Source organism: Streptomyces sp. CA-179760, assembly GCF_050937045.1.
Classification (GTDB): Bacteria; Actinomycetota; Actinomycetes; order Streptomycetales; family Streptomycetaceae; genus Streptomyces.
Genome location: NZ_JBNJLZ010000001.1, coordinates 2351020 through 2372732, shown reverse-complemented (window position 1 = coordinate 2372732; position 21713 = coordinate 2351020). Strand labels below are relative to the sequence as shown.

Sequence of the window (21713 nt, the reverse complement as noted above, 5' to 3'; positions counted from 1 at the left end):
CGTCAGAATCCGAGGAAGTTGGTCCAGCCGTGGTTATGGGGTTCTCGATCGCCCTGATCGTCTTCAGCCTGCTGCTGATGCTGCTGGTGCTGATGCACAAGGGGAAGGGCGGCGGTCTCTCCGACATGTTCGGTGGCGGCATGCAGTCCTCCGTCGGCGGCTCCTCGGTCGCCGAGCGCAACCTCGACCGAATCACCGTCGTGGTCGGTCTGGGCTGGTTCGCGTGCATTGTCGTGCTCGGCATCCTGATGAAGGTGAACAACTGACCGAGACGCACTCCGCACGGAACTCGTACGCAAGACCCCATGTTCGGTACGCGCAGCTGAGCGCGGCCTATCATGGGGCTTGCGTCTTCGTGTGAGGGTTGTAACTCCAATCACTGGACGCGCGTTGGGCCTTACGTAGACTGAGGCGCTCGCAGCGAAGCGGAACGCCGACTCGCTTCGCGGCACCATCACGCAGGGAGTTACGACCGTGGCAAGTGGCAACGCGATCCGGGGAAGCCGGGTCGGGGCGGGGCCGATGGGCGAGGCCGAGCGCGGCGAGTCCGCGCCGCGGCTGCGCATCTCCTTCTGGTGCTCCAACGGACACGAGACCCAGCCGAGCTTCGCCAGCGACGCGCAGGTGCCCGAAACCTGGGACTGTCCCCGCTGCGGATTCCCGGCCGGCCAGGACCGGGACAACCCCCCGGACCCGCCGCGCACCGAGCCCTACAAGACGCACCTGGCGTATGTACGGGAGCGGCGCAGCGACGCGGACGGCGAGGCGATCCTCGCCGAGGCGCTCGCCAAACTGCGGGGCGAGATCTAGGAATTGACCGGCCGGGCACCAGCAGGTGCCCGGCCGGAGCTGGTTTCCGAGCCCGCCGCCGGCCCGCTCGCGGACCGATTGTCAGTGGTGCCCTCTACGGTTTGTGCATCGGGGCGAACCGTGAGGGGGCGAACAGTGGCGACGGTCGGGGTGGGGAGCGTGGGCGCGCCCGCGTGGCGCGGGGGTTTCGGACGGCTGTGGAGCGCTGCCGTCCTGTCCAGCTTCGGTGACGCGCTGCGTACGGCCGCACTGCCTCTGCTGGCGGTCACACTGACCGACGAGCCGCTGCTCATCGCCTCCGTCACGGCCTGCGGCTATCTGCCCTGGATCGTCTTCGGGCTGCTCGGCGGGGCCGTCGCCGACCGTGTGGACCAGCGGCGCGCCATGTGGATGGCGGACGCGTTACGCGGCCTGCTCGTCGCCGCCTTCGCCGTGGCCGTGGCGCTCGGTCACGCCTCGATCGGCCTGCTCATCGTGCTGGCCGTCGCCCTCACCACCCTCCAGACCCTCTTCGACAACGCCGCGACCGCGCTGCTGCCCGCCCTGGTCGACCGGGACGCGCTGGGCAGTGCCAACGCCCGGCTGATGACCGGCCAGCGGGTCGCGGGCGGCCTGCTCGGCGGACCCGTCGTGCCGCTGCTGCTGGCGGCGGGGGCCGCCGTGCCCTTCGCTGCCGACGCGGTGACCTTCCTGGTGGCCGCCGCGCTGATCGCCACACTGCCGGCGACCCGGACCGACCGGGAGCCGAGGCCGGCGGGCAGCACCCTGCGCCGTGAGATCGCGCAGGGACTGCGCACCCTGTGGCGCGACCACGCCCTGCGCGGCCTGTGCGCCGCCACCGCCCTGTGCAACGTCGGGATGGGCACCCTGCTCGCCCTGCTGGTCGTCCTCGTCTCGGACTGGCTGGAGGCGGGCCCCGCGGGTTACGCGGCGGCTGGCACCGCCTTCACCCTGGGCAGCCTGGCCGGGGGAGTCGTGAACGGCCGGCTGGTGGCGCGGCTCGGCCGGCAGCGGTCGGTGCTGCTCGCCGGATCGGTGCAGACCGCGGCCCTCGTCGTCATGGGCACCGTGCGCAGCCTGACCGTGCTGGTGGGGATGCTGGCCGTCTTCGGGCTCATGAGCATGGTGTGGAACGTCAACACGACGACGCTGATGCAGGAGCGCAGCCCCGCCGGGCTGCTGGGCCGGGTCAGCTCGGCCTTCCGCACCTTGGCCTTCGCCGGCGTACCCCTCGGCGCCCTGCTGGGCGGAGCCGTCGCCACCGCCTGGGGCCCGAACACCCCGCCCCTGCTCACCGCCGCCTTCTTCCTCCTGGCCGTCATCGCGCTGATACCCACGCTCCACGCGAACGTATCCGTTGTTGAACCGGACGACGGTGCCACGACAACCGACGCCACACGCTGATCAATTAGGTTGGTCCGGCAGCGGGGCAAGGTACGCAGGCAGGACAGGAAAGAAGGCTGAAGTCCGAGATGAACGCAGACGGCCGTACCAGGCTCAACCACATGCCCGAGTGGACGGCACTGGCCAAGCACCGGGAGGAGCTGGGCGAGGTCCGGCTGCGCGAGCTGTTCGCCGCCGAGCCCGGCCGCGGCACCGCGTACGCCCTCCGGGTCGGCGACCTGTACGTCGACTACTCCAAGCACCTCGTCACCGACGACACACTGCGACTGCTGCGGGAACTGGCCGACGCGACCGATGTCTTCGGGCTCCGGGACGCCATGTTCCGCGGGCAGAAGATCAACACCACCGAGGACCGGTCCGTGCTGCACACCGCGCTGCGGGCGCCGCGGGACGCGGTGGTCGAGGCCGACGGCGAGAACGTGGTGCCGGGTGTGCACGCGGTGCTCGACAAGATGGCCGGCTTCGCCGACCGTGTCCGCTCCGGGGAGTGGACCGGCCACACCGGCAAGCGCATCCGCAATGTCGTCAACATCGGCATCGGCGGTTCCGACCTCGGCCCCGCGATGGCGTACGAGGCGCTGCGCGCTTACACGGACCGCTCGATGACGTTCCGCTTCGTGTCGAACGTGGACGGCTCTGACCTGCACGAGGCGGTCGGCGATCTGGATCCGGCGGAGACGCTGTTCATCGTCGCCTCCAAGACCTTCACCACCATCGAGACGATCACCAACGCCACGTCCGCCCGTGGCTGGCTGCTGGCCGCGCTCGGTGACGAGGCCGCCGTCGCCAAGCACTTCGTCGCCCTGTCGACGAACGCCGGGAAGGTCGCCGGGTTCGGCATCGACACCGCCAACATGTTCGAGTTCTGGGACTGGGTCGGCGGCCGCTACTCGTACGACTCCGCGATCGGCCTGTCCCTGATGATCGCCATCGGCCCGGACCGCTTCCGGGAGATGCTCGACGGCTTCCGGATCGTCGACGAGCACTTCCGGACCGCGCCCGCCGAGTCCAATGTGCCGCTGCTGCTGGGCCTGCTGGGCATCTGGTACGGCAACTTCCATGACGCCCAGTCGCACGCGGTGCTGCCCTACAGCCACTACCTGTCCAAGTTCACGGCCTACCTCCAGCAGCTCGACATGGAGTCCAACGGCAAGTCGGTGGACCGCGACGGGCATCCTGTCCAGTGGCAGACGGGGCCGGTGGTGTGGGGCACGCCCGGCACCAACGGGCAGCACGCCTACTACCAGCTCATCCACCAGGGCACGAAGCTGATCCCGGCGGACTTCATCGGCTTCGCACGACCCGTCGCCGAGCTGAGCGAGGAACTCAAGGCACAGCACGATCTGCTGATGGCCAACTTCTTCGCCCAGACGCAGGCGCTCGCCTTCGGCAAGACGCCGCAGGAGGTGCGGGCCGAGGGTGCGCCGGAGGAGCTGGTGCCGCACAAGACGTTCCAGGGCAACCACCCGACGACCACGATCCTGGCGCCCGAGCTGACGCCGTCCGTCCTCGGCCAGCTTGTCGCCCTCTACGAGCACAAGGTGTTCGTGCAGGGCGCGGTGTGGAACATCGATTCCTTCGATCAGTGGGGCGTCGAGCTCGGCAAGGTCCTCGCCAAGCGCGTCGAGCCCGCGCTGACCGAGGGCGCCGAGGTCGAGGGCCTGGACGCCTCCACCGAGGCCCTGGTCGCCACGTACCGGGAGCTGCGCGGCCGGCGGTGACGACGAGCCAGGCGGGGAGACGGGCCGGGCGGGAACGCGGGCGGTGGCGCGTCGTCCGCTTCTCGTAGCCCACCGGAGGCGGCATCCCGTGCACGCCCACCGGCAGTACCCCAACGGCGGCTGAGCGGCGAAGCCGACGAGGTCAGGCGACCGCGCTCAGCGTGTCCGCGAGCCGGCGGCGTGCCGCCCGCGCCGCGGGTACGGCGGCCAGTGCGGCCGCGCAGAGCACCGCCGCCGCACCCAGCAGCAGCATGAGCAGGGCCGACGGGCCTCGGGCGATGCCCGCGCCGATGCCGCTCCATCTGCCCTGGGCGTCGATGAGCCAGTGGGCGAGCGGCAGGCCCAGGGCGGTGGCGGCGAGCACGGCCGCCAGGGCCGTGCAGCCGGTGGCCGTGGCCGTGATCGCCGTGATCTGCCGTGGGGAGAGACCGATGGCCTTCAGCGCCAGCAGGTCCCGTTCGCCCTCGCGGACGGCGCCGCCGATCGCGGTCAGCAGTTCGATGAGCCCGATGAGGGCGAGCACGGCGATCAGCCCCGCGACGACGGCCCGCAGTGGGGAGAGCCCGTCGGCGGGGTTGGCCACGGTGTGCACGTCCAGATGGCCGCGCCCGGCCGTGGCGAGCCGGTCGGCGACCTCCCCCGGGTCGGCGCCGGGGTCGAGGCGCAGCTCGTAGAGGGTCGGGCGGAGCCCGGGGTCGTTCGCTCGGAGGGTGTCGAGGGACGTGGAGATGACCCGGCCGGCGTTCTCCGGCTCGATGCTGCGGCCCACGATGTGCAGGATCTGCGGCTGGTCGCCCACGGTCATGCGGACCCAGTCCCCGACGCGCACGTCCAGCAGGTCGAGCAGCCCCTGCCCGGCCACCGCCTCGTCGGCGCCGCGGGCGGCGCGGCCCTCGGCGAGGGTGTACGGGTAGGGGCCCTGCTGGGTGCCGAGGCCGCGCAGGGCGATGGTCGCTGTCTGGCCCGGGACCAGGGCGGCCGTCTCGACGCCGGGGTAGGCGGCGGCGACCTGCGGGTCGCGTTCCAGGAGGGCGCGGGTCTGCTGTTCGTTCAGTCCGGCGTCGGCGCGGACGCTGAGCGAGGTGGGCAGGCCGATCTGCTCCGGCTCGCTGTGGAAGCGGTCGATGGTGGTCCACGCGCTCATCGCCACGACGATGAGCAGCAGTGGCAGGGTGAGGCGGGCGATCGTGGCGAAGGAGCGGGGGCGGCGGGTGAACGCCTTGTGCCAGCCCAGCACCAGCGCGGGCGGGATCCGCAGGCCGAGCGCCCGGCGGGCCATGCCGGAAAGCTGTCCGGTCCGGGGAGCCGCGGGCGGGAGCCTGAGGACCCGGCGCACACCGCTCGCCGGCCGCCTGCCCGGCGAAGCGGAAGCGGGCCGCTCCGACGGGCCGGCGGACCGCGTGCCGCGGCTCCGGCCCGTCGCCCCGGACAACCGCCCGCCCAGTGCCGCCGTGGGCCTCGGCACCGGCACCGGCGGCACCCGTCCCGCCCGCCACGCGGCAAGACCGGTGGTCGCGCCGATGAACAGCACCGCGCCCACCGGGACCACGACCAGCGCCACGGTGTGCCCGGGAAGGCCCTGCCACACCCCGACCGCGTCCCCGAGCCGCCCGGGGATCCGGCTGCCCAGGGCCTCGGCGAGCGCGGCGGCGGCCACGGCGCCCAGCAGGGCGTAGGCGAGGTGCTGGAGCAGGAAGACGCGGACCACCTGGCCCGGGGTGAAGCCGATCGCCTTCAGGACGGAGAGATCCCGCAGGTGGCCGCGGATACGGGTGCTGATCGCCCCGTGCACGGCGAGCCCGGCGGCGACCAGCGCGCCCAGCCCGAACAGCCCCAGCACCTGGCCGAGGAGCCGGTTGTCGCCCTGGGCCTCGGCGCGTGCCTGCTGCCAGGTGGACACCTCGCCGATGGCCCCGGCTCCCAGCACGGTCACGGCACGCTGCACGACGTAGGAGGTGTCGCCGGGGTCCGTCAGGCGCAGCCCGATCACCTGGCCGCCGGGATCAGGCACGGCCGACGGCAGGGCCCACACCAGGCCTGGCTGCTCACCGGGCCGGTAGCGCGGCTCGGCGCTGTCGGCGAGCCCCACCACCGTCAGCTCGCGGGCGGTGCCGGGCACGGTGAGGGTGTCGCCGGGCTCGGCCAGCAGTGCGCGGGCGAGGCGGCTCTCCAGGACCACACCGTTCGGCGTCGCGGGGTCGAGCCAGTGGCCGGAGACGACGGGCGGGCGGCCTACGGAGGGCCGTTCCGGGGTGCCGCGCAGTTCCACGGCGGCGCGGCTGCCCCGTGCGGAGACGGTGGCGTCGGCGGTGGGGTAGGGCCCGGCGACGGAGTCGACGCCGTCCAGGCCGGCCAGCTTCCCGGTGTCCGCGGCGCTGTCGGTGTGCAGCCACACATGCGCGCCGTGAGACTGTGTGAACACACGCTGCCAGGGGTTGGTCGCGTACCCGAACAGGGCCGTGGCCAGCAGCAGCGAGGCGACGATGCCCGCGGTGGCGAGGACGAGGAACAGCGCCTCGCCCCGGTGCGTGCGCAGATCGGAGTGCGCCCAGCGCAGGGTGGCTCGCACGGGCCTCAGCCTCTCGGCCCGGACACCGGGCGGCCGGACACCCGGCCCTTGGGTCCGGGCGGCCCGCTCGCGGCGCGGTCGTCGTACACCCGCATGTCAGTCCTTGAGTTCCAGCACACCGGAGATGCCGGACCGGCGCGGGGGTGTGCCGCCGTCGAGTTCCGCGTCGTCGGCGATCCGGCCGTCGAAGAAGCTGATCACCCGGTCCGCGGCGCTCGCCAGCCGCGCGTCATGCGTGACCAGCAGGATCGTCTGGCCGCGCTGGTGGAAGCGGGACAGCAGCCGCATCACCTCGCGGGTGCCCTTGCTGTCGAGGCTGCCGGCCGGTTCGTCTGCCAGGAGCAGTGGGGGATGGTTGACCAGGGCCCGGGCCAGGGCGACCCGCTGCTGCTCACCGCCGGACAGCTCGCCCGGCATGCTGCGCTCCTTGCCGGTCAGGCCCAGCTCGGCCAGCAGCTGCTCGCGCTCGGTGCGCGCCTGCTTCGGCGAGCTCCCGGCGAGCAGGGCGGGCAGCTCCACGTTGTCGGCGACGGACAGGTTGGACACGAGGTTGAAGAACTGGAAGACGATCCCGATCCGCTTCCTGCGCTCCACCGCCCAGCGGGCCTCGCTGTAGGTGTCGGTGGACTCGCCGTCGAGCCAGAGGTGGCCCGCGTCCGGCCGCTGGAGCCCGCCGAGCAGATGCAGCAGTGTCGACTTCCCGGCGCCTGACGGGCCGGTGATCGCCACGAACTCGCCCTGCCGTACGCACAGGTCCACCCCGCGCACGGCATGGGCGGGCGCGCCCTCGCCGTGGTGGGTCTTCACCAGCCCCTCGGCGCGCAGCACAGGAGCGGGACGGTCGTCGCTCACTCCAGCTCCTCCAGCTCTTCCTGGCACCGCTCCAGCCAGTCGAGATCGGCCTGCAAGTGCAGCATCGCACCCTCTATCAGCAGATGCGCGATGCGGTTGTCGCGGTCTTCGGCGGCGGACAGCTTCGACAGCTGCCGCATGGTGTTCAGATACTGGCGCCGCTGGTGGTTGATCAGGGAGATCTGGTCGGCGAGCCCGGTCTGCGGAGCGAGCGCCAGCTTCATGAAGAAGTCGTCCCGTACCCGCGGCTCGTCCTCGGGCTCCTCGAACCAGGCGCGCAGCGCCTCCCGCCCGGCGTCGGTGAGGTGGTAGACCTTTTTATTGGGCCGGCTGGACTGCGCCACGTCCTCGCCCTCGATCAGTCCCGACTTCTCGAGGCGGCCGAGGGTCACATAGATCTGGCCGACATTCGGCTGAGGGTACGCGGAGCCCAGCAGTTGCTCAAGGTCCTGCTTGAGCTCGTAGCCATGGGCGGGGCCGCGGGCGAGGAGTGCCAGGAGGTGCAGGCGCACGCGTGCAGTCCTCCTGTCCGGTCAATGTGCTCCAGACCCTAGTATCGCCCATACCTAACAGGTATACATGGCCTCTGATTCCGGGCAAGGGTGCCCGACGCCGGTGTACAGGGAGGAACCTATGCGGTGGATCCATGCCGCGGGTAGGGGCCTTCTCGTTCTCGTCGTGGTCCTGACAGGCTATGTCGCCGCCGGAGCGCAGGCAGGAGAGCCGCCGGAGGGCGGCCGTGGACCGCTCACCCTGGCCACCGCCGGGGACCTCACCGGCTATCTCGGCCCCCTGCTGGAGGGCTGGAACCGTACCCACCCCGGCGAGAAGGTGACCCTCGTCGAGCTGCCCGACTCGGCCGACGAGACCCAGGCGCAGATGTCCACCGATCTGCGCGACGGCGACCGCAGCCGGTTCGACGTGCTCAACATCGACGTCAACTGGACCTCGGAGTTCGCCGCCGCGGGCTGGATCAGGCCCCTGCCACGCGACCGCTTCCCGCTGAAGACCTTCCTCCCGCCGGTCGTCGACACGGCGACCTACGACGGACAGCTGTACGCCGTCCCGTACGTCACCAACGCCGGCCTGCTCCTCTACCGCAAGGACGTCCTCGCCAAGGAGGGCGTCGCGCCGCCGCGCACCTGGGCGGAGCTGGAGCGGTACGCGAAGACCATCGCCCCGAAGTACGGCCTCGACGGCTACGCCGGACAGTTCCTGCCGTACGAGGGCCTCACCGTCAACGCGGCCGAGGCCGTCTACTCGGCGGGCGGCTCGATCCTCGGCGACGAGGGCGAGCGCGTCACCGTCGACTCGGCGGCGGCCCGCGAGGGCATCGGCTTCCTGGCGCGCGGCGTGCGAGAGGGCTGGATCCCGAAGGAGGCGCTGACCTACAAGGAGGAGGAGTCCAAGCAGGCCTTCCAGGACGGCCGGCTGCTCTTCCTGCGGAACTGGCCGTACGCGTACGTCGGTGCCTCCGCCCCGGGCTCCCGGGTCGCCGGGAAGATCGGCGCCGTACCGCTGCCCGGACGGGACGGGCCGGGGACGAGTGTCCTCGGTGGCTCCAACCTGGCCGTCAGCACACACGCCCGGCATCCCGACTCGGCCGCCCGCCTGATCGCGTACCTCACCAGTGAGCGCGTCCAGCGGCAGGTCCTCACTCGTGGCGCGCTGCCGCCCGTACGGGCCGATCTCTACAAGGACCCGCAGCTCATCCGCAGGTTCCCGTATCTGCCGACCCTGCGCCAGAGCGTGCTCGCGGCCGCGCCGCGCCCCAAGAGCCCGCGCTACGACCAGGTCAGCCTGGTCGTCCAGGCGGTCGTGCACGACGCGATGGCCGGACACGAGCCGCCGGCGGCGGCGGTGCGCCGTCTGGCGCGGGAGCTCGACGTCATCTCGCGCGGCTAGCGCTTCCGAGCGACCCGCTTCTAGTTACTTGTTAGGTAACGCGGACATCTCATCTGGCTGAGAAATGCCCGATTGATGCGCATAAGCGCCACATCAACTGCTCAGTAGCTTGCGCCTTTTCATTGACACCCTCTCGACACGCCTACTTAACATGCATGCATAACCGCTGCCCTCCTCAGAGACAGGTCGATGGGTTGAACAGGCACCACTGGTGGCGTGACGCAGTGATCTATCAGGTCTACGTCCGCAGCTTCCTCGACAGCACCGGCGACGGCGTCGGCGACCTCGCCGGCGTCCGGGCCGGACTGCCGTATCTGAAGAAGCTCGGCGTCGACGGGATCTGGCTGAGCCCCTTCTATCCCTCGCCGCAGCACGACCACGGCTACGACGTGGCCGGCTACTGCGACGTCGACCCGCTCTTCGGCGACCTCGCCGAGTTCGACCTGCTGGTGGGCGCCGCGCGACGGCTCGGCGTCAAGGTGCTGCTCGACATCGTCCCGAACCACTGCTCCAGCGAGCACCCCTGGTTCCGCGAGGCCCTCGCCGCGTCTCCCGGCAGCGAGGCCCGCGCCCGCTTCCACTTCGCCGACGGCCGCGGTCCGGACGGCGACGAACCGCCCAACAACTGGCACGCGATGTTCGGCGGCCCGGCGTGGAGCCGGGTGACCGAGGCGGACGGGCGGCCCGGCCAGTGGTACCTCCACATGTTCACGCCCGAGCAGCCCGACTGGAACTGGCGCGACCCGGAGGTCGCCGCCGAGTTCGACCGGGTGCTGCGGTTCTGGCTGGACCGGGGCGTCGACGGCTTCCGCATCGACGTCGCCGCCGGTCTCTACAAGCACCCGGAGCTGCCCGACTCCGACGACCCGGAGGCCGACGCCCGCACCCGCGACTCGGTCAACCCGCTCGCCTGGAACCAGCCCGAGGTGCACGACGTGTGGCGGCGCTGGCGCTCCATATGCGAGGAGTACACCGAGCGCGACGGCTGCGAACGCCTCCTCGTCGGCGAGGTCTCCGTCCCGACCGCCCGCGAGCACGCCCGGTACGTCCGCTCCGACGAGCTCCACCAGGCCTTCTTCTTCGACTTGCTCAGCGCCTCCTGGGACGCCGAGGCCTTCCAGAAGGTCATCGCGGAGGCCATGGACGACATCGCGGGCACCGGCTCGACCGTCACCTGGGTCCTCAACAACCACGACCAGGTCCGCACCGTCACCCGCTACGGCGAACCCGCCACCGAAGGCAGCGGCCTCGGGGCCGCCCGGGCCCGCGCCGCCGCGCTGCTGATGCTGGCACTGCCCGGCGCCGCCTACATCTACCAGGGCGAGGAGCTCGGCCTTCCCGAGGTCGTCGACCTGCCCGACGACGTGCTCACCGACCCGATCTTCCACCGCACCGGCAGCCGGGCCCGCATCCGTGACGGCTGCCGGGTGCCGCTGCCCTGGTCGGGGCAGGCCTCGCCCTTCGGCTTCACCTCCGGCGAGGAGAGCGCCAAGCCGTGGCTGCCGCAGCCGGAGTACTTCGCCGAGTACGCCACCGACCGCGCCCTCGCCGACACCCGCTCCTTCTGGCACCTGTACCGCGACGGCCTCCAACTCCGCGGCACCCTGCCCCAGCTGGGCGAGGGCACGCTGCGCTGGCTGGACGCCCCGCCCGGCGTCCTGGCCTTCGCCCGCGGCGACGACCTGGTGTGCGCCGTCAACTTCGGTACGGCACCCACCCCCGCGCCGGTCCCCGGCACCCCCCTGCTCGCCAGCGGCCCGTGCCCCGCCGGGGTACTGCCCGGCTCCACGGCCGCCTGGTGGATCCGTTCCTGAACTCCCCACAAGGCAACTCCTCGCAGGTCAACTCCCCGAAGGGACATCAACGATGATGCGACGACGTACCACCCTGCTCACCGGCTGCACCGGCATCCTTGGCGGACTGGCGCTCGGCGCGACCGCCTGCGGCGGCGGCCCCGTCACGGCCGGCGGCGGCGACAAGGCGCTCAGCGGCCAGACGGTCACCGTGGCCGGCGTCTGGTCCGGCACCGAGCAGAAGAACTTCCAGAAGGTGCTGGACGCCTTCACCGAGAAGACCGGCGCCAAGACGCAGTTCACGTCCACCGGCGACAACGTCTCCACCGTCGTCGGCAGCAAGATCGAGGGCGGCAACGCCCCCGACGTCGTGATGGTCCCGCAGGTCGGCGTGCTCAAGCAGTTCGCGCAGAAGGGCTGGCTCAAGCCGCTGTCGAAGAAGACCGAGCAGTCCGTGGACGCGGGGTACGCCCCCGTGTGGAAGAAGTACGGCAGCGTCGACGGCACCCTCTACGGCCTGTACTTCAAGGCCGCCCACAAGTCGACCGTCTGGTACAGCCCCGACGCCCTCTCCCAGGCCGGAGTGAAGCCGCCCAAGTCGTACGACGAGATGCTGAAGGCCGGGCAGACCGTGTCCGACTCCGGGCTCGCCGCGTTCTCCGTCGCCGGACAGGACGGCTGGACCCTCACCGACTGGTTCGAGAACGTCTACCTCTCCCAGGCCGGACCCGAGAAGTACGACGCCCTCGCCGCGCACAAGCTGAAGTGGACCGACGCGTCGGTCGTCGACGCCCTCACCACACTGGGCAAGCTCTTCAAGGACAAGCAGCTCATCGCCGGCGGCCAGAAGGGCGCCCTGAACACCGACTTCCCCGGTTCCGTGGAGAAGGTCTTCGGGCCGGAGCCCGAGGCCGGCATGGTCTACGAGGGCGACTTCGTCGCAGGCGTCGCCAAGGACCAGTTCGGCAAGACCGTCGGGAAGGACGCGAACTTCTTCCCGTTCCCCGCGGTCGGCGGCGGCGAGGCGCCTGTCGTCAGCGGCGGTGACGCGGCTGCCGTCCTGAAGGACGGCAAGAACCAGAAGGCCGCGCAGGCTCTCACGGAGTACCTGGCCACACCGGAGGCCTCCGCGGTCTGGGCCGAGGCGGGCGGCTTCCTCTCCCCGAACAAGGAGCTCGACCTCGCCAAGTACGGCGACGACGTCACCCGCGCCACCGCCAAGTCCCTCGTCCAGGCCGGCGACTCGGTCCGCTTCGACATGTCCGACCAGGCCCCCGCGGCCTTCGGCGGCACGAAGGGCACCGGCGAGTGGAAGCTGCTCCAGGACTTCCTGCGCGACCCGTCCGACCCGAAGGGCACCGCGGCGAAGCTGGAGGCCGCGGCGGCCAAGGCCTACCAGGACTGATACGCCATGACAGCGACCCTCGTGAAAGAGACGAGCCCCCCGCCGCCCGGCACGATCGCCGACCGCACGCGGCGCCTGCGCCGGCGCGGCAAGGTCATCGCCCTGCTGTTCGTGCTGCCCGCGCTGCTGCTGCTCGGCGCGCTCGTCGTCTACCCCGTGCTGTTCAGCATCGGCCGCAGCTTCTTCGACGCCTCCGGGACGACCTTCGTCGGCGGCGACAACTACGCCGAGATGTTCAGCGACCCGGCGACCCTCAACGCCGTCCGCAACACGGCCATCTGGGTCGTCGTCGCACCGGCCCTGCTGACCGGCCTCGGGCTGATCCTCGCCGTCCTGGTGGAGAAGGTCCGATGGGCCACCGCCTTCAAACTGCTCCTCTTCATGCCGATGGCGGTCTCCTTCCTCGCCGCCGGCATCATCTTCCGCCTCGCCTACGACGAGGACCCCGACAAGGGCGTCCTCAACGCGGCGGTGGTCTCCGTCCACGACGCGTTCGAGGGCTCCTCGTCCTACCCGACGGCCCGGGCGCGTGACGGGCAGGGGCTGACGAAGGAGAAGGACGGGTCGTACCGCACGAGTCAGAGCGTGTCGCCTGGCAACGCGGTATCGCTCGGTCTGGTCGGCGTACTCCCCGACGACCTTCCGGCCGGGACCGAGCCCGCGTACGAGGCGGCCGGACAGAAGGCCGCCTCCGGCGAAGTCCGGGGCGTGGTCTACCTGGACTTCACGCCCGGCGGGGGAGGGGAGCAGGGCAAGGTCGACCGGAAGGAGAGCGGACTGCCCGAGATGAAGGTCGAGGCGGTGCGCGACGGCAAGCCGGTCGCCACGGCGACCACCGCGTCCGACGGCTCCTTCCGCTTCGTGGGACTCGAACCGGGCTCCTACGCGGTGCGGTTGCCGTCGTCCAACTTCGCCCCGCCCTACGAGGGCGTCTCCTGGCTCGGACCGGCGCTGGTCACACCGGCGATCATCGGCGCGTACCTGTGGATCTGGACCGGCTTCTCCATGGTGCTCATCGGCGCCGGCCTGGCGACGCTCCCGCGGGACACGCTGGAGGCGGCACGGATGGACGGTGCCAACGAGTGGCAGATCTTCCGGCGGATCACGGTGCCGCTGCTGGCGCCCGTCCTGACGGTCGTCTTCATCACCCTGGTGATCAACGTGATGAAGGTGTTCGACCTCGTCTACATCATCGCGCCCGGGCCGGTGCAGGAGGACGCGACCGTGCTCGCGACGCAGATGTGGCTGGTGTCGTTCGGCGGCGGCAACAACCAGGGGCTCGGCAGCGCGCTCGGGGTGCTGCTCCTGCTGCTGGTGGTCCCGGCCATGGTGTTCAACGTCCGCCGTTTCCGAAGGAGTCAGCGATGAACGCGGTTCGGCGCGGGTTGGGCAACGGGGTCGTCCAGGCCTTCCTCGTGATCGTGGGTCTGGTGTGGATGACGCCCCTGGCCGGACTGTTCCTGTCCTCGCTGCGGTCCGCCGAGGACACCGCGAAGGGCGGCTGGTGGACGGTGTTCACCAGCCCCGGGCAGCTGTCCTTCGACAACTACTCGGAGCTGCTGGGGAACGCCGGGATCACGACGGCGTTCTGGAACACGGTGCTGATCTCGGTGCCGACGACGGTGCTGGTCGTCGTCATCGCGGCGCTCGCGGGGTACGCCTTCGCGTGGCTGGACTTCCCCGGGCGGGAGTCGGTCTTCCTGCTCGTCGTCGCGTTGCTGGTGGTGCCCGTGCAGATCGGACTGCTGCCGGTCGCGAAACTCTTCGGGCAGCTGGGGCTGTTCGGGACGATCCCCGGTGTCGTGCTCTTCCACGTCGCCTACGGACTGCCGTTCGCCGTGTTCCTGCTGCGGAACTACTTCTCCGAGATACCGAAGGAGATGCTGGAGGCCGCGCGCATGGACGGGGGCAGCGAGTGGCGCATCTTCACGCGGCTCGTCCTGCCCGTGGGGCGGCCGGCGATCGCCTCCCTGGCGATTTTCCAGTTCCTGTGGGTGTGGAACGACATGCTGGTGGCGCTGCTGTTCGCGGACAGTTCCTCGCAGCCGCTGACGGTGGAACTCCAGTCGCAGATCCGGCAGTTCGGCAGCAACATCGATGTGCTGGCGCCGGGGGCGTTCGTGTCGCTGGTCGTCCCTGTCGTCGTGTTCTTCGCGTTCCAGAAGCACTTCGTGCAGGGTGTCATGGCAGGGTCGGTCAAGTAGCAGCTGTACCAGGGGGCTCCGCCCCTGGACCCCCGCCTGTGCCCACCCGCCACCTGAAACTGCCCTTGAATGGGGCAACTCGCGAGTCCAGCCTCCTGGCTGACAGCATCGGGTGGTGGGTGGGCGAACGTCCGGAGGTCCAGGGGGCGGAGCCCCCTGGTACGTCAGGCCGACGCCGGCGGATACAGCGAGCGCGGAAGCTGAGAGGCCGCCGCCCCGTCCAGCAGCCACAGTGTCCGGCTGCGGCCGTACGCCCCGGCCGCCGGGGCCTGGATCTCGCCCGCGCCCGAGAGCGCGATCGCCGCGGCCCGGGCCTTGTCCTCGCCCGCGGCCAGGAGCCACACCTCACGAGCCGCCCGGATCGCCGGCAACGTCAGCGTCACCCGGGTCGGCGGCGGCTTGGGCGCGCCGTGGACGCCGACCACCGTACGGTCCGTCTCGCGTACCGCCGGCAGCTCCGGGAACAGGGACGCGACGTGGGTGTCCGGACCGACGCCCAGCATCAGGACGTCGAACGTCGGCACGGGGCCGTGGTTCTCCGGGCTCGCCGCCCGCGCCAGTTCCTCCGCGTACGCGGTCGCCGCCGCGTCCACGTCGGCGCCGTGGGGGCCGTCCGACGCGGGCATCGCGTGCACCCGCTTCGGATCGAGCGGCACCGCGTCCAGCAGTGCCTCCCTCGCCTGCGTGATGTTGCGCTCCGGGTCGCCCTCGGGCAGGAACCGCTCGTCGCCCCACCACAGGTCGAGCCGGCTCCAGTCGACGGCGTCCCGGGCGGGCGCCCCGGCCAGCGCGGCCAGCAGGCCGTTGCCGTTGCGGCCGCCCGTGAGGACCACGGACGCCGAACCCCGGGAGGCCTGCGCGTCCACGATCTTCGTGATCAGCCGCGCCGCCGCGGCCTGCGCCATCAGCTCCTTGTCGCGGTGCACGACCAGCTGCGGTGCCGTACTCACTTCGTCGTAGCCCTCACTTCGTTGTAGCCTTCCGTACCGGTTCCAGCCTGGGAGGTTCCGGCTTCACCGGTTCCTGCGCCGTCGCTTCCGCAGCGGGTGCTTGCGCAGCCCTTTCGACGGGAGCGGGGAGGGCGAGGCGGCCTCGCCCGTCACTTTTGGGCTCTCCGCTCTCTCCTTTGGCCACCGACTCGCCGGAGACCCGAGGGACCGGCGCCGACCAGGAGGACTTCAGCCGGTCCACCCCGTACCGCAGGGCAGACGCGTATGTGTCGTCCGGGTCGAGCCGCCGCAGCTCCTCCGCTATCAGCTCGGCCGTCTCCCGGCGCTTGAGCGCCACTCCACGGTCCGGCTGGCCGTCGATGGAGAGCGTGGCGAGGGAGCCGTCCGCGCGGTCCAGCTTGATCGGGCCGCAGTTGGTGTCCAGGCGGACCGCCGTCAGACCGGGGCCGCCGGACAACGAGCGCTTCACGGGGACGTCCAGCCGGTCCGCGAGCCACATCGCCAGCAGCTCGCAGCTCGGGTTGAACTCCTCGCCCTCCACCTCGACGGCCCTGACCTCGCAGGTGACCTGGTCGAGGGCCGCCGCCAGCATGGAGCGCCAGGGCGTGATGCGGGTCCAGGACAGGTCCGTGTCGCCGGGGGTGTAGGTCCCGGACCGGGTCGCCAGGTCGCGGACCGGCTGCTCGGAGGCGTAGGTGTCGGTGACCCGGCGCTGGGCGAGGGCGCCCAGGGGGTCCTTCGCCGGGTCGAGCGGCGCGCTCACCGGCCACCACGCCACCACCGGGGCGTCCGGCAACAGCAGCGGCAGCACCACCGACTGGGCGTGCTCGGCCACCTCGCCGTACAGGCGGAGCACCACCGTCTCGCCCGAGCCGGCGTCCGCGCCCAGCCGGACCTCCGCGTCCAGGCGGGACTGTGTGCGGTCGCGGGGCGAGCGGGAGACACGCTTGATGACGACGAGCGTGCGCGAGGGATGCTCGTGCGAGGCGTCGTTCGCCGCCTTCAGCGCGTCGTAGGCGTTCTCCTCGTCCGTCACGATGACCAGCGTGAGCACCATGCCGACCGCCGGGGTGCCGATCGCCCGGCGGCCCTGCACCAGCGCCTTGTTGATCTTGCTGGCGGTGGTGTCCGTCAGGTCTGTCTTCATGGCCGGCGCCAGCTCCGTCCGTGTCGCTCGAGCATTTCGTCCGCCTCGACGGGCCCCCAGGTACCGGCCGGGTACTGGGCGGGCTTGCCGTTCTTGTCCCAGTACTCCTCGATCGGGTCGAGGATCTTCCAGGACAGCTCGACCTCCTCGGTGCGCGGGAAGAGGTTCGAGTCACCGAGGAGAACGTCCAGGATGAGACGCTCGTACGCCTCCGGGCTGGACTCCGTGAAGGACTCGCCGTACGCGAAGTCCATGGACACGTCCCGGATCTCCATCGACGTACCGGGGACCTTCGAGCCGAAGCGGACCGTCACGCCCTCGTCCGGCTGGACGCGGATGACGATCGCGTTGGAGCCCAGCTCCTCGGTGGCCGTCGTGTCGAAGGGGGAGTGCGGGGCGCGCTGGAAGACGACCGCGATCTCCGTCACCCGGCGGCCGAGCCGCTTGCCCGTGCGCAGATAGAAGGGGACACCCGCCCAGCGGCGGTTGTCGATCTCCAGCTTGATCGCGGCGTAGGTGTCGGTCTTCGACGAGGCGTTGATGCCGTCCTCGTCGAGATAGCCGGTCACCTTCTCGCCGCCCTGCCAGCCGGCCGAGTACTGGCCGCGCACGGTGTCCCGGCCCATGTCCTTCGGCAGCCGTACGGCGCCGAGCACCTTGGTCTTCTCGGCGGCCAGCGCGTCCGCGTCGAACGAGGCCGGCTCCTCCATGGCGGTGAGCGCCAGCAGCTGGAGCAGGTGGTTCTGGATGACGTCACGGGCGGCGCCGATGCCGTCGTAGTACCCGGCCCGGCCGCCGATGCCGATGTCCTCGGCCATGGTGATCTGCACATGGTCCACGAGGGACCGGTTCCAGATCGGCTCGAACATCGTGTTGGCGAAGCGCAGGGCCAGGATGTTCTGGACGGTCTCCTTGCCGAGGTAGTGGTCGATCCGGAAGACCTGCTCCGGGGCGAACACCTCGTGGACGACCTTGTTGAGCTCCTCGGCCGACTTCAGGTCGTGACCGAAGGGCTTCTCGATGACCGCGCGTCGCCAGGAGCCGCCCTGCTGGTCGGCCAGCTGGTGCTTCTTCAGCTGCTGGATGACCACCGGGAAGGACTTCGGCGGCACGGAGAGGTAGAAGGCGAAGTTGCCGCCCGTGCCCTGTGCCTTGTCCAGCTCCTCGATCGTCGAGCGCAGCCGCTCGAACGCGTCGTCGTCGTCGAAGGTGCCCTGGACGAAGCGCATGCCCTGGATGAGCTGCTGCCAGACCTCCTCGCGGAAGGGCGTGCGGGCATGCTCCTTGACCGCGTCGTGGACCTCCTGCGCGAAGTCCTCGTGCGCCCACTCACGGCGCGCGAAACCCACCAGCGAGAAGCCCGGCGGCAGCAGGCCCCGGTTGGCGAGGTCGTACACGGCGGGCATGAGCTTCTTGCGTGAGAGGTCGCCCGTGACGCCGAAGATGACCAGGCCCGACGGCCCCGCGATACGCGGGAGCCGTCGGTCCGCGGGGTCACGCAGCGGGTTGCTGCTCGACACCTGTTCAGCCCTCCGAGGGGGCGAGGCGCTGAAGCTCGGCCTCGGTCGACTTCAGCAGGTCGGTCCAGGACGCCTCGAACTTCTCGACGCCCTCCTCCTCCAGCAGCTGGACCACGTCGTCGTACTTGATCCCGAGCCGCTCGACCGCGTCGAGGTCGGCGCGGGCCTGCTCGTACGTGCCGGCGAGGGTGTTGCCGGTGATCTCGCCGTGCTCCTCGGTGGCGTACAGGGTCGCCTCCGGCATGGTGTTCACCGTGTTCGGCGCGACCAGCTCGTCGACGTACAGGGTGGACTTGTACGCCTTGTCCTTCACCCCGGTGGAGGCCCACAGCGGACGCTGCTTGTTGGCGCCCGCACGCTCCAGCGCGCTCCAGCGGTCGCTCGAGAAGACCTCCTCGTACGCCTGGTAGGCGAGCCGGGCGTTGGCGATGGCGGCCTTGCCGCGCTGCGCCTTGGCCTCGGGGGTGCCCAGGGCGTCGATGCGCTTGTCGATCTCGGTGTCGACGCGCGAGACGAAGAAGGACGCCACCGAGTGGATCGTGGACAGGTCCAGGCCCTTGGCCTTGGCCTTCTCCAGACCGGTCAGGTAGGCGTCCATCACCTCGCGGTAGCGCTCCAGCGAGAAGATCAGCGTGACGTTGACGCTGATGCCGTTGCCGATCGTCTCGGTGATGCCCGGCAGACCCGCCTTGGTGGCCGGGATCTTGATGAGCGTGTTGGGGCGGTCCACCAGCCAGGCCAGCTGCCGGGCTTCGGCGACCGTCGCTTTGGTGTTGTGCGCGAGGCGCGGGTCGACCTCGATCGAGACCCGGCCGTCCTGGCCGCCGGTGGCGTCGAAGACGGGGCGCAGGATGTCGGCGGCGTCGCGGACGTCCGCCGTGGTGATCATGCGGATGGCCTCTTCGACGGTGACCTTGCGGGCGGCGAGGTCCGACAGCTGCTGGTCGTAGCCGTCACCCTCGGAGATCGCCTTCTGGAAGATCGTCGGGTTGGTGGTGACGCCCACGACGTGCTGCTGGTCGATCAGCTCGGCGAGGTTGCCGGACGTGATGCGCTTGCGCGACAGGTCGTCCAGCCAGATCGCTACGCCTTCCTCGGAGAGGCGCTTGAGTGCGTCTGTCATGGAAATTCCATCTCCTACGTGTCGTATATGAGCGTCAGCGCTGAGCTGCGGCGATCTCATTCCCGGAATCAAGCACTGCCCGGGCGGCGGCGGCCACGTTCTCGGCGGTGAAGCCGAACTCGCGGAAAAGGACCTTGCCGTCGGCCGAGGCACCGAAGTGCTCCAGGGAGACGATGCGGCCCGCGTCCCCGACGTACTTGTGCCAGGTCAGGCCGATACCGGCCTCGACCGCCACGCGAGCCTTCACGGCCGGCGGAAGGACGCTGTCCCGGTACCCCTGGTCCTGCTGCTCGAACCACTCCACACACGGCATGGACACCACGCGCGTGGGCACGCCGGCGCTCTGGAGCTGCTCGCGCGCCTCGACAGCGACGTGCACTTCCGAGCCGGTGGCGATGAGGACGACCTCGGGCTCGCCGCCGTCGGCCTCGAACAGGACGTAACCGCCCTTGGCGGCATCCTCGTTGGGCTCGTACGTCGGCACACCCTGACGCGTCAGCGCCAGACCGTGCGGCTGCCCCTTGCCGAACTCCTTCGTCCAGCGCTTGAGGATCTCGCGCCAGGCGATCGCGGTCTCGTTGGCGTCCGCCGGGCGCACGACGTTCAGACCCGGGATCGCCCGCAGCGACGCCAGGTGCTCGATCGGCTGGTGCGTCGGGCCGTCCTCGCCCAGACCGATCGAGTCGTGCGTCCACACGTACGTCACCGGAAGGTGCATCAGCGCCGACAGCCGCACCGCGTTGCGCATGTAGTCGGAGAAGACCAGGAACGTGCCGCCGTAGATCCGGGTGTTGCCGTGCAGCGCGATGCCGTTCATCTCGGCGGCCATCGCGTGCTCACGGATACCGAAGTGGATCGTGCGGCCGTACGGGTCCGCCTCCGGCAGCGGGTTGTCCGCCGGGAGGAAGGAGCTGGTCTTGTCGATGGTGGTGTTGTTGGACCCCGCCAGGTCGGCCGAGCCGCCCCACAGCTCGGGGATGACCCCGCCGAGGGCCTGCAGCACCTTGCCGGAGGCGGCACGCGTGGCCACGCCCTTGCCGACCTCGAAGACCGGGATCTTCTCCTCCCAGCCCTTGGGCAGGTCACCCTTGGCGACACGGTCGTACTCGGCGGCGAGGTCGGGGTGGTTGTCCCGCCACTGCTGGTACGCCTTCTCCCACACGGCCCGGGCCGCCTGGCCCCGCTCCAGCGCCTTGCGGGTGTGCGTGATGACCTCGTCGGAGACCTCGAAGCTCTGCTCCGGGTCGAAGCCCAGGACCCGCTTGGTCGCGGCCACCTCGTCGTCACCCAGCGCCGAGCCGTGCGCGGCCTCGGTGTTCTGCGCGTTCGGGGCGGGCCAGGCGATGATCGAGCGCATCGCGATGAACGACGGCCGGTCGGTGACGGCCTTGGCCGCCTCGATCGCGTCGTAGAGCGCGTGCGGGTCCAGGTCGCCGTCCGGCTTCGGCGCCACCCGCTGCACGTGCCAGCCGTACGCCTCGTACCGCTTCACCGTGTCCTCGGACACGGCCGTCTCGGTGTCGCCCTCGATCGAGATGTGGTTGTCGTCCCACAGCAGGACCAGGTTGCCCAGCTTCTGGTGGCCCGCCATCGACGAGGCCTCGGCGGAGATGCCCTCCTGCAGACAGCCGTCACCGGCGACGCAGTAGACGAAGTGGTCGAACGGGGACTCGCCCTCGGCGGCCTCCGGGTCGAACAGACCGCGCTCGTAGCGGGCGGCCATCGCCATGCCCACCGCGTTCGCGACGCCCTGTCCGAGCGGGCCGGTCGTCGTCTCCACACCGGTCGTGTGCCCGTACTCGGGGTGACCCGGGGTCTTCGAACCCCAGGTGCGGAAGGACTTCAGGTCGTCCAGCTCCAGGCCGAAACCGGCCAGGTACAGCTGGGTGTAGAGGGTCAGCGACGAGTGGCCGGCGGACAGCACGAAGCGGTCCCGCCCGACCCAGTCGGCGTCCGCCGGGTCGTGCCGCATCACCTTCTGGAAGAGGGTGTAGGCGGCAGGCGCCAGGCTCATCGCCGTACCCGGATGGCCGTTACCGACCTTCTGTACGGCATCGGCGGCCAGGACACGCGCGGTGTCGACGGACCGCTGGTCCAACTCGGTCCACTCGAGGTCTGTGGTGGTCGGCTTGGTGCTCACCCTGGGTCAGGGCTCCTCTCCACATGTTCGGATACCGGTGTATCGGGGCGCCCACCGGCCGCAGTCGAGCCTACCCCCGTGGGACATGCGTTCTTCCGGGTCGTTCCAGAGTGCCGGGCCTCCTCCCGATCCGCCTCCTGACTGGGCCGAACCGCATGAGACATGTGAAT

General features: G+C 70.7%; 17 protein-coding genes. 9 read left to right on the top strand and 8 right to left on the bottom strand.

All coding sequences use genetic code 11. The features are described from left to right. Positions 1-35: 35 nt before the first annotated feature. The 4 genes from secG (at position 36) to pgi (ending at position 3935) form a co-directional block, all read left to right on the top strand. Positions 36-266, top strand: a complete 231-nt coding sequence (gene secG, locus ACQEV8_RS10615; protein WP_184596855.1) for a preprotein translocase subunit SecG — start codon at positions 36-38, stop codon at positions 264-266. 208 nt (positions 267-474) lie between these two features. Next, on the top strand, positions 475-810 hold the full coding sequence (locus ACQEV8_RS10610) for an RNA polymerase-binding protein RbpA (RefSeq protein WP_003976875.1): 336 nt from the start codon (positions 475-477) through the stop codon (positions 808-810). A gap of 135 nt (positions 811-945) precedes the next feature. Further along, a complete protein-coding gene (locus ACQEV8_RS10605) occupies positions 946-2214 on the top strand; it encodes an MFS transporter (RefSeq protein ID WP_432959295.1) in 1269 nt (422 codons plus the stop codon). A gap of 68 nt (positions 2215-2282) precedes the next feature. Further along, positions 2283-3935: a glucose-6-phosphate isomerase gene (gene pgi, locus ACQEV8_RS10600; RefSeq protein ID WP_432959293.1), complete on the top strand. Its 1653-nt coding sequence runs from the start codon at positions 2283-2285 to the stop codon at positions 3933-3935. 142 nt (positions 3936-4077) lie between these two features. On the opposite strand, the gene ACQEV8_RS10595 is transcribed toward pgi, so the two are convergent. From ACQEV8_RS10595 to ACQEV8_RS10585, 3 genes are all read right to left on the bottom strand, one after another. After that, complete coding sequence (locus ACQEV8_RS10595; protein ID WP_432959291.1) at positions 4078-6504, bottom strand: ABC transporter permease; 2427 nt, start codon at positions 6502-6504, stop codon at positions 4078-4080. 96 nt (positions 6505-6600) lie between these two features. Further along, the gene (locus ACQEV8_RS10590) at positions 6601-7356 is read right to left on the bottom strand and encodes an ABC transporter ATP-binding protein (protein WP_382498767.1); all 756 of its coding nucleotides are present in this window, start codon (positions 7354-7356) and stop codon (positions 6601-6603) included. Further along, positions 7353-7868 (bottom strand): PadR family transcriptional regulator, encoded by a 516-nt coding sequence (locus ACQEV8_RS10585; protein ID WP_432959289.1) that lies wholly within the window; start codon positions 7866-7868, stop codon positions 7353-7355. Before ACQEV8_RS10585 ends, ACQEV8_RS10590 begins: the two co-directional genes overlap by 4 nt. 121 nt (positions 7869-7989) lie before the next feature. On the opposite strand from ACQEV8_RS10585, the gene ACQEV8_RS10580 reads away from it, so the two are divergent. From ACQEV8_RS10580 to ACQEV8_RS10560, 5 genes are all read left to right on the top strand, one after another. Then, positions 7990-9261: an ABC transporter substrate-binding protein gene (locus ACQEV8_RS10580; RefSeq protein ID WP_432959287.1), complete on the top strand. Its 1272-nt coding sequence runs from the start codon at positions 7990-7992 to the stop codon at positions 9259-9261. 155 nt (positions 9262-9416) lie between these two features. Then, positions 9417-11075, top strand: coding sequence for a glycoside hydrolase family 13 protein (locus tag ACQEV8_RS10575; RefSeq protein WP_432959285.1), 1659 nt, complete (start codon positions 9417-9419; stop codon positions 11073-11075). A gap of 52 nt (positions 11076-11127) precedes the next feature. Then, positions 11128-12459, top strand: a complete 1332-nt coding sequence (locus ACQEV8_RS10570; RefSeq protein WP_432959283.1) for an ABC transporter substrate-binding protein — start codon at positions 11128-11130, stop codon at positions 12457-12459. A 6-nt stretch (positions 12460-12465) separates the two neighbouring features. Next, positions 12466-13827 (top strand): ABC transporter permease subunit, encoded by a 1362-nt coding sequence (locus tag ACQEV8_RS10565; RefSeq protein ID WP_432959281.1) that lies wholly within the window; start codon positions 12466-12468, stop codon positions 13825-13827. Next, a complete protein-coding gene (locus tag ACQEV8_RS10560) occupies positions 13824-14663 on the top strand; it encodes a carbohydrate ABC transporter permease (RefSeq protein ID WP_432959279.1) in 840 nt (279 codons plus the stop codon). The genes ACQEV8_RS10565 and ACQEV8_RS10560 overlap by 4 nt, the downstream gene beginning before the upstream one ends. A 164-nt stretch (positions 14664-14827) precedes the next feature. On the opposite strand, the gene pgl is transcribed toward ACQEV8_RS10560, so the two are convergent. The 5 genes from pgl to tkt are packed head-to-tail and all read right to left on the bottom strand — an operon-like array spanning position 14828 to position 21543. Further along, on the bottom strand, positions 14828-15613 hold the full coding sequence (pgl, locus tag ACQEV8_RS10555) for a 6-phosphogluconolactonase (RefSeq protein ID WP_432959278.1): 786 nt from the start codon (positions 15611-15613) through the stop codon (positions 14828-14830). A 13-nt stretch (positions 15614-15626) separates the two neighbouring features. Next, positions 15627-16760, bottom strand: a complete 1134-nt coding sequence (gene opcA, locus ACQEV8_RS10550; RefSeq protein ID WP_432959277.1) for a glucose-6-phosphate dehydrogenase assembly protein OpcA — start codon at positions 16758-16760, stop codon at positions 15627-15629. After that, on the bottom strand, positions 16757-18280 hold the full coding sequence (gene zwf / locus ACQEV8_RS10545; RefSeq protein ID WP_432959275.1) for a glucose-6-phosphate dehydrogenase: 1524 nt from the start codon (positions 18278-18280) through the stop codon (positions 16757-16759). The genes opcA and zwf overlap by 4 nt, the downstream gene beginning before the upstream one ends. A 4-nt stretch (positions 18281-18284) precedes the next feature. Beyond that, positions 18285-19403 (bottom strand): transaldolase, encoded by a 1119-nt coding sequence (tal, locus tag ACQEV8_RS10540; protein ID WP_432959273.1) that lies wholly within the window; start codon positions 19401-19403, stop codon positions 18285-18287. Positions 19404-19437: 34 nt separating this feature from the next. Further along, positions 19438-21543, bottom strand: a complete 2106-nt coding sequence (gene tkt, locus ACQEV8_RS10535; protein ID WP_432959272.1) for a transketolase — start codon at positions 21541-21543, stop codon at positions 19438-19440. Positions 21544-21713 lie beyond the last annotated feature (170 nt).

Coding starts and splice junctions, on each gene's coding strand:
- secG (WP_184596855.1), top strand. CDS start 36: ATGGGGTTCTCGATCGCCCTGATCGTCTTCAGCCTGCTGCTGATGCTG.
- pgi (WP_432959293.1), top strand. CDS start 2,283: ATGAACGCAGACGGCCGTACCAGGCTCAACCACATGCCCGAGTGGACG.
- ACQEV8_RS10580 (WP_432959287.1), top strand. CDS start 7,990: ATGCGGTGGATCCATGCCGCGGGTAGGGGCCTTCTCGTTCTCGTCGTG.
- ACQEV8_RS10575 (WP_432959285.1), top strand. CDS start 9,417: ATGCATAACCGCTGCCCTCCTCAGAGACAGGTCGATGGGTTGAACAGG.
- ACQEV8_RS10570 (WP_432959283.1), top strand. CDS start 11,128: ATGATGCGACGACGTACCACCCTGCTCACCGGCTGCACCGGCATCCTT.
- ACQEV8_RS10565 (WP_432959281.1), top strand. CDS start 12,466: ATGACAGCGACCCTCGTGAAAGAGACGAGCCCCCCGCCGCCCGGCACG.
- ACQEV8_RS10560 (WP_432959279.1), top strand. CDS start 13,824: ATGAACGCGGTTCGGCGCGGGTTGGGCAACGGGGTCGTCCAGGCCTTC.
- opcA (WP_432959277.1), bottom strand. CDS start 16,760: ATGAAGACAGACCTGACGGACACCACCGCCAGCAAGATCAACAAGGCG.
- tal (WP_432959273.1), bottom strand. CDS start 19,403: ATGACAGACGCACTCAAGCGCCTCTCCGAGGAAGGCGTAGCGATCTGG.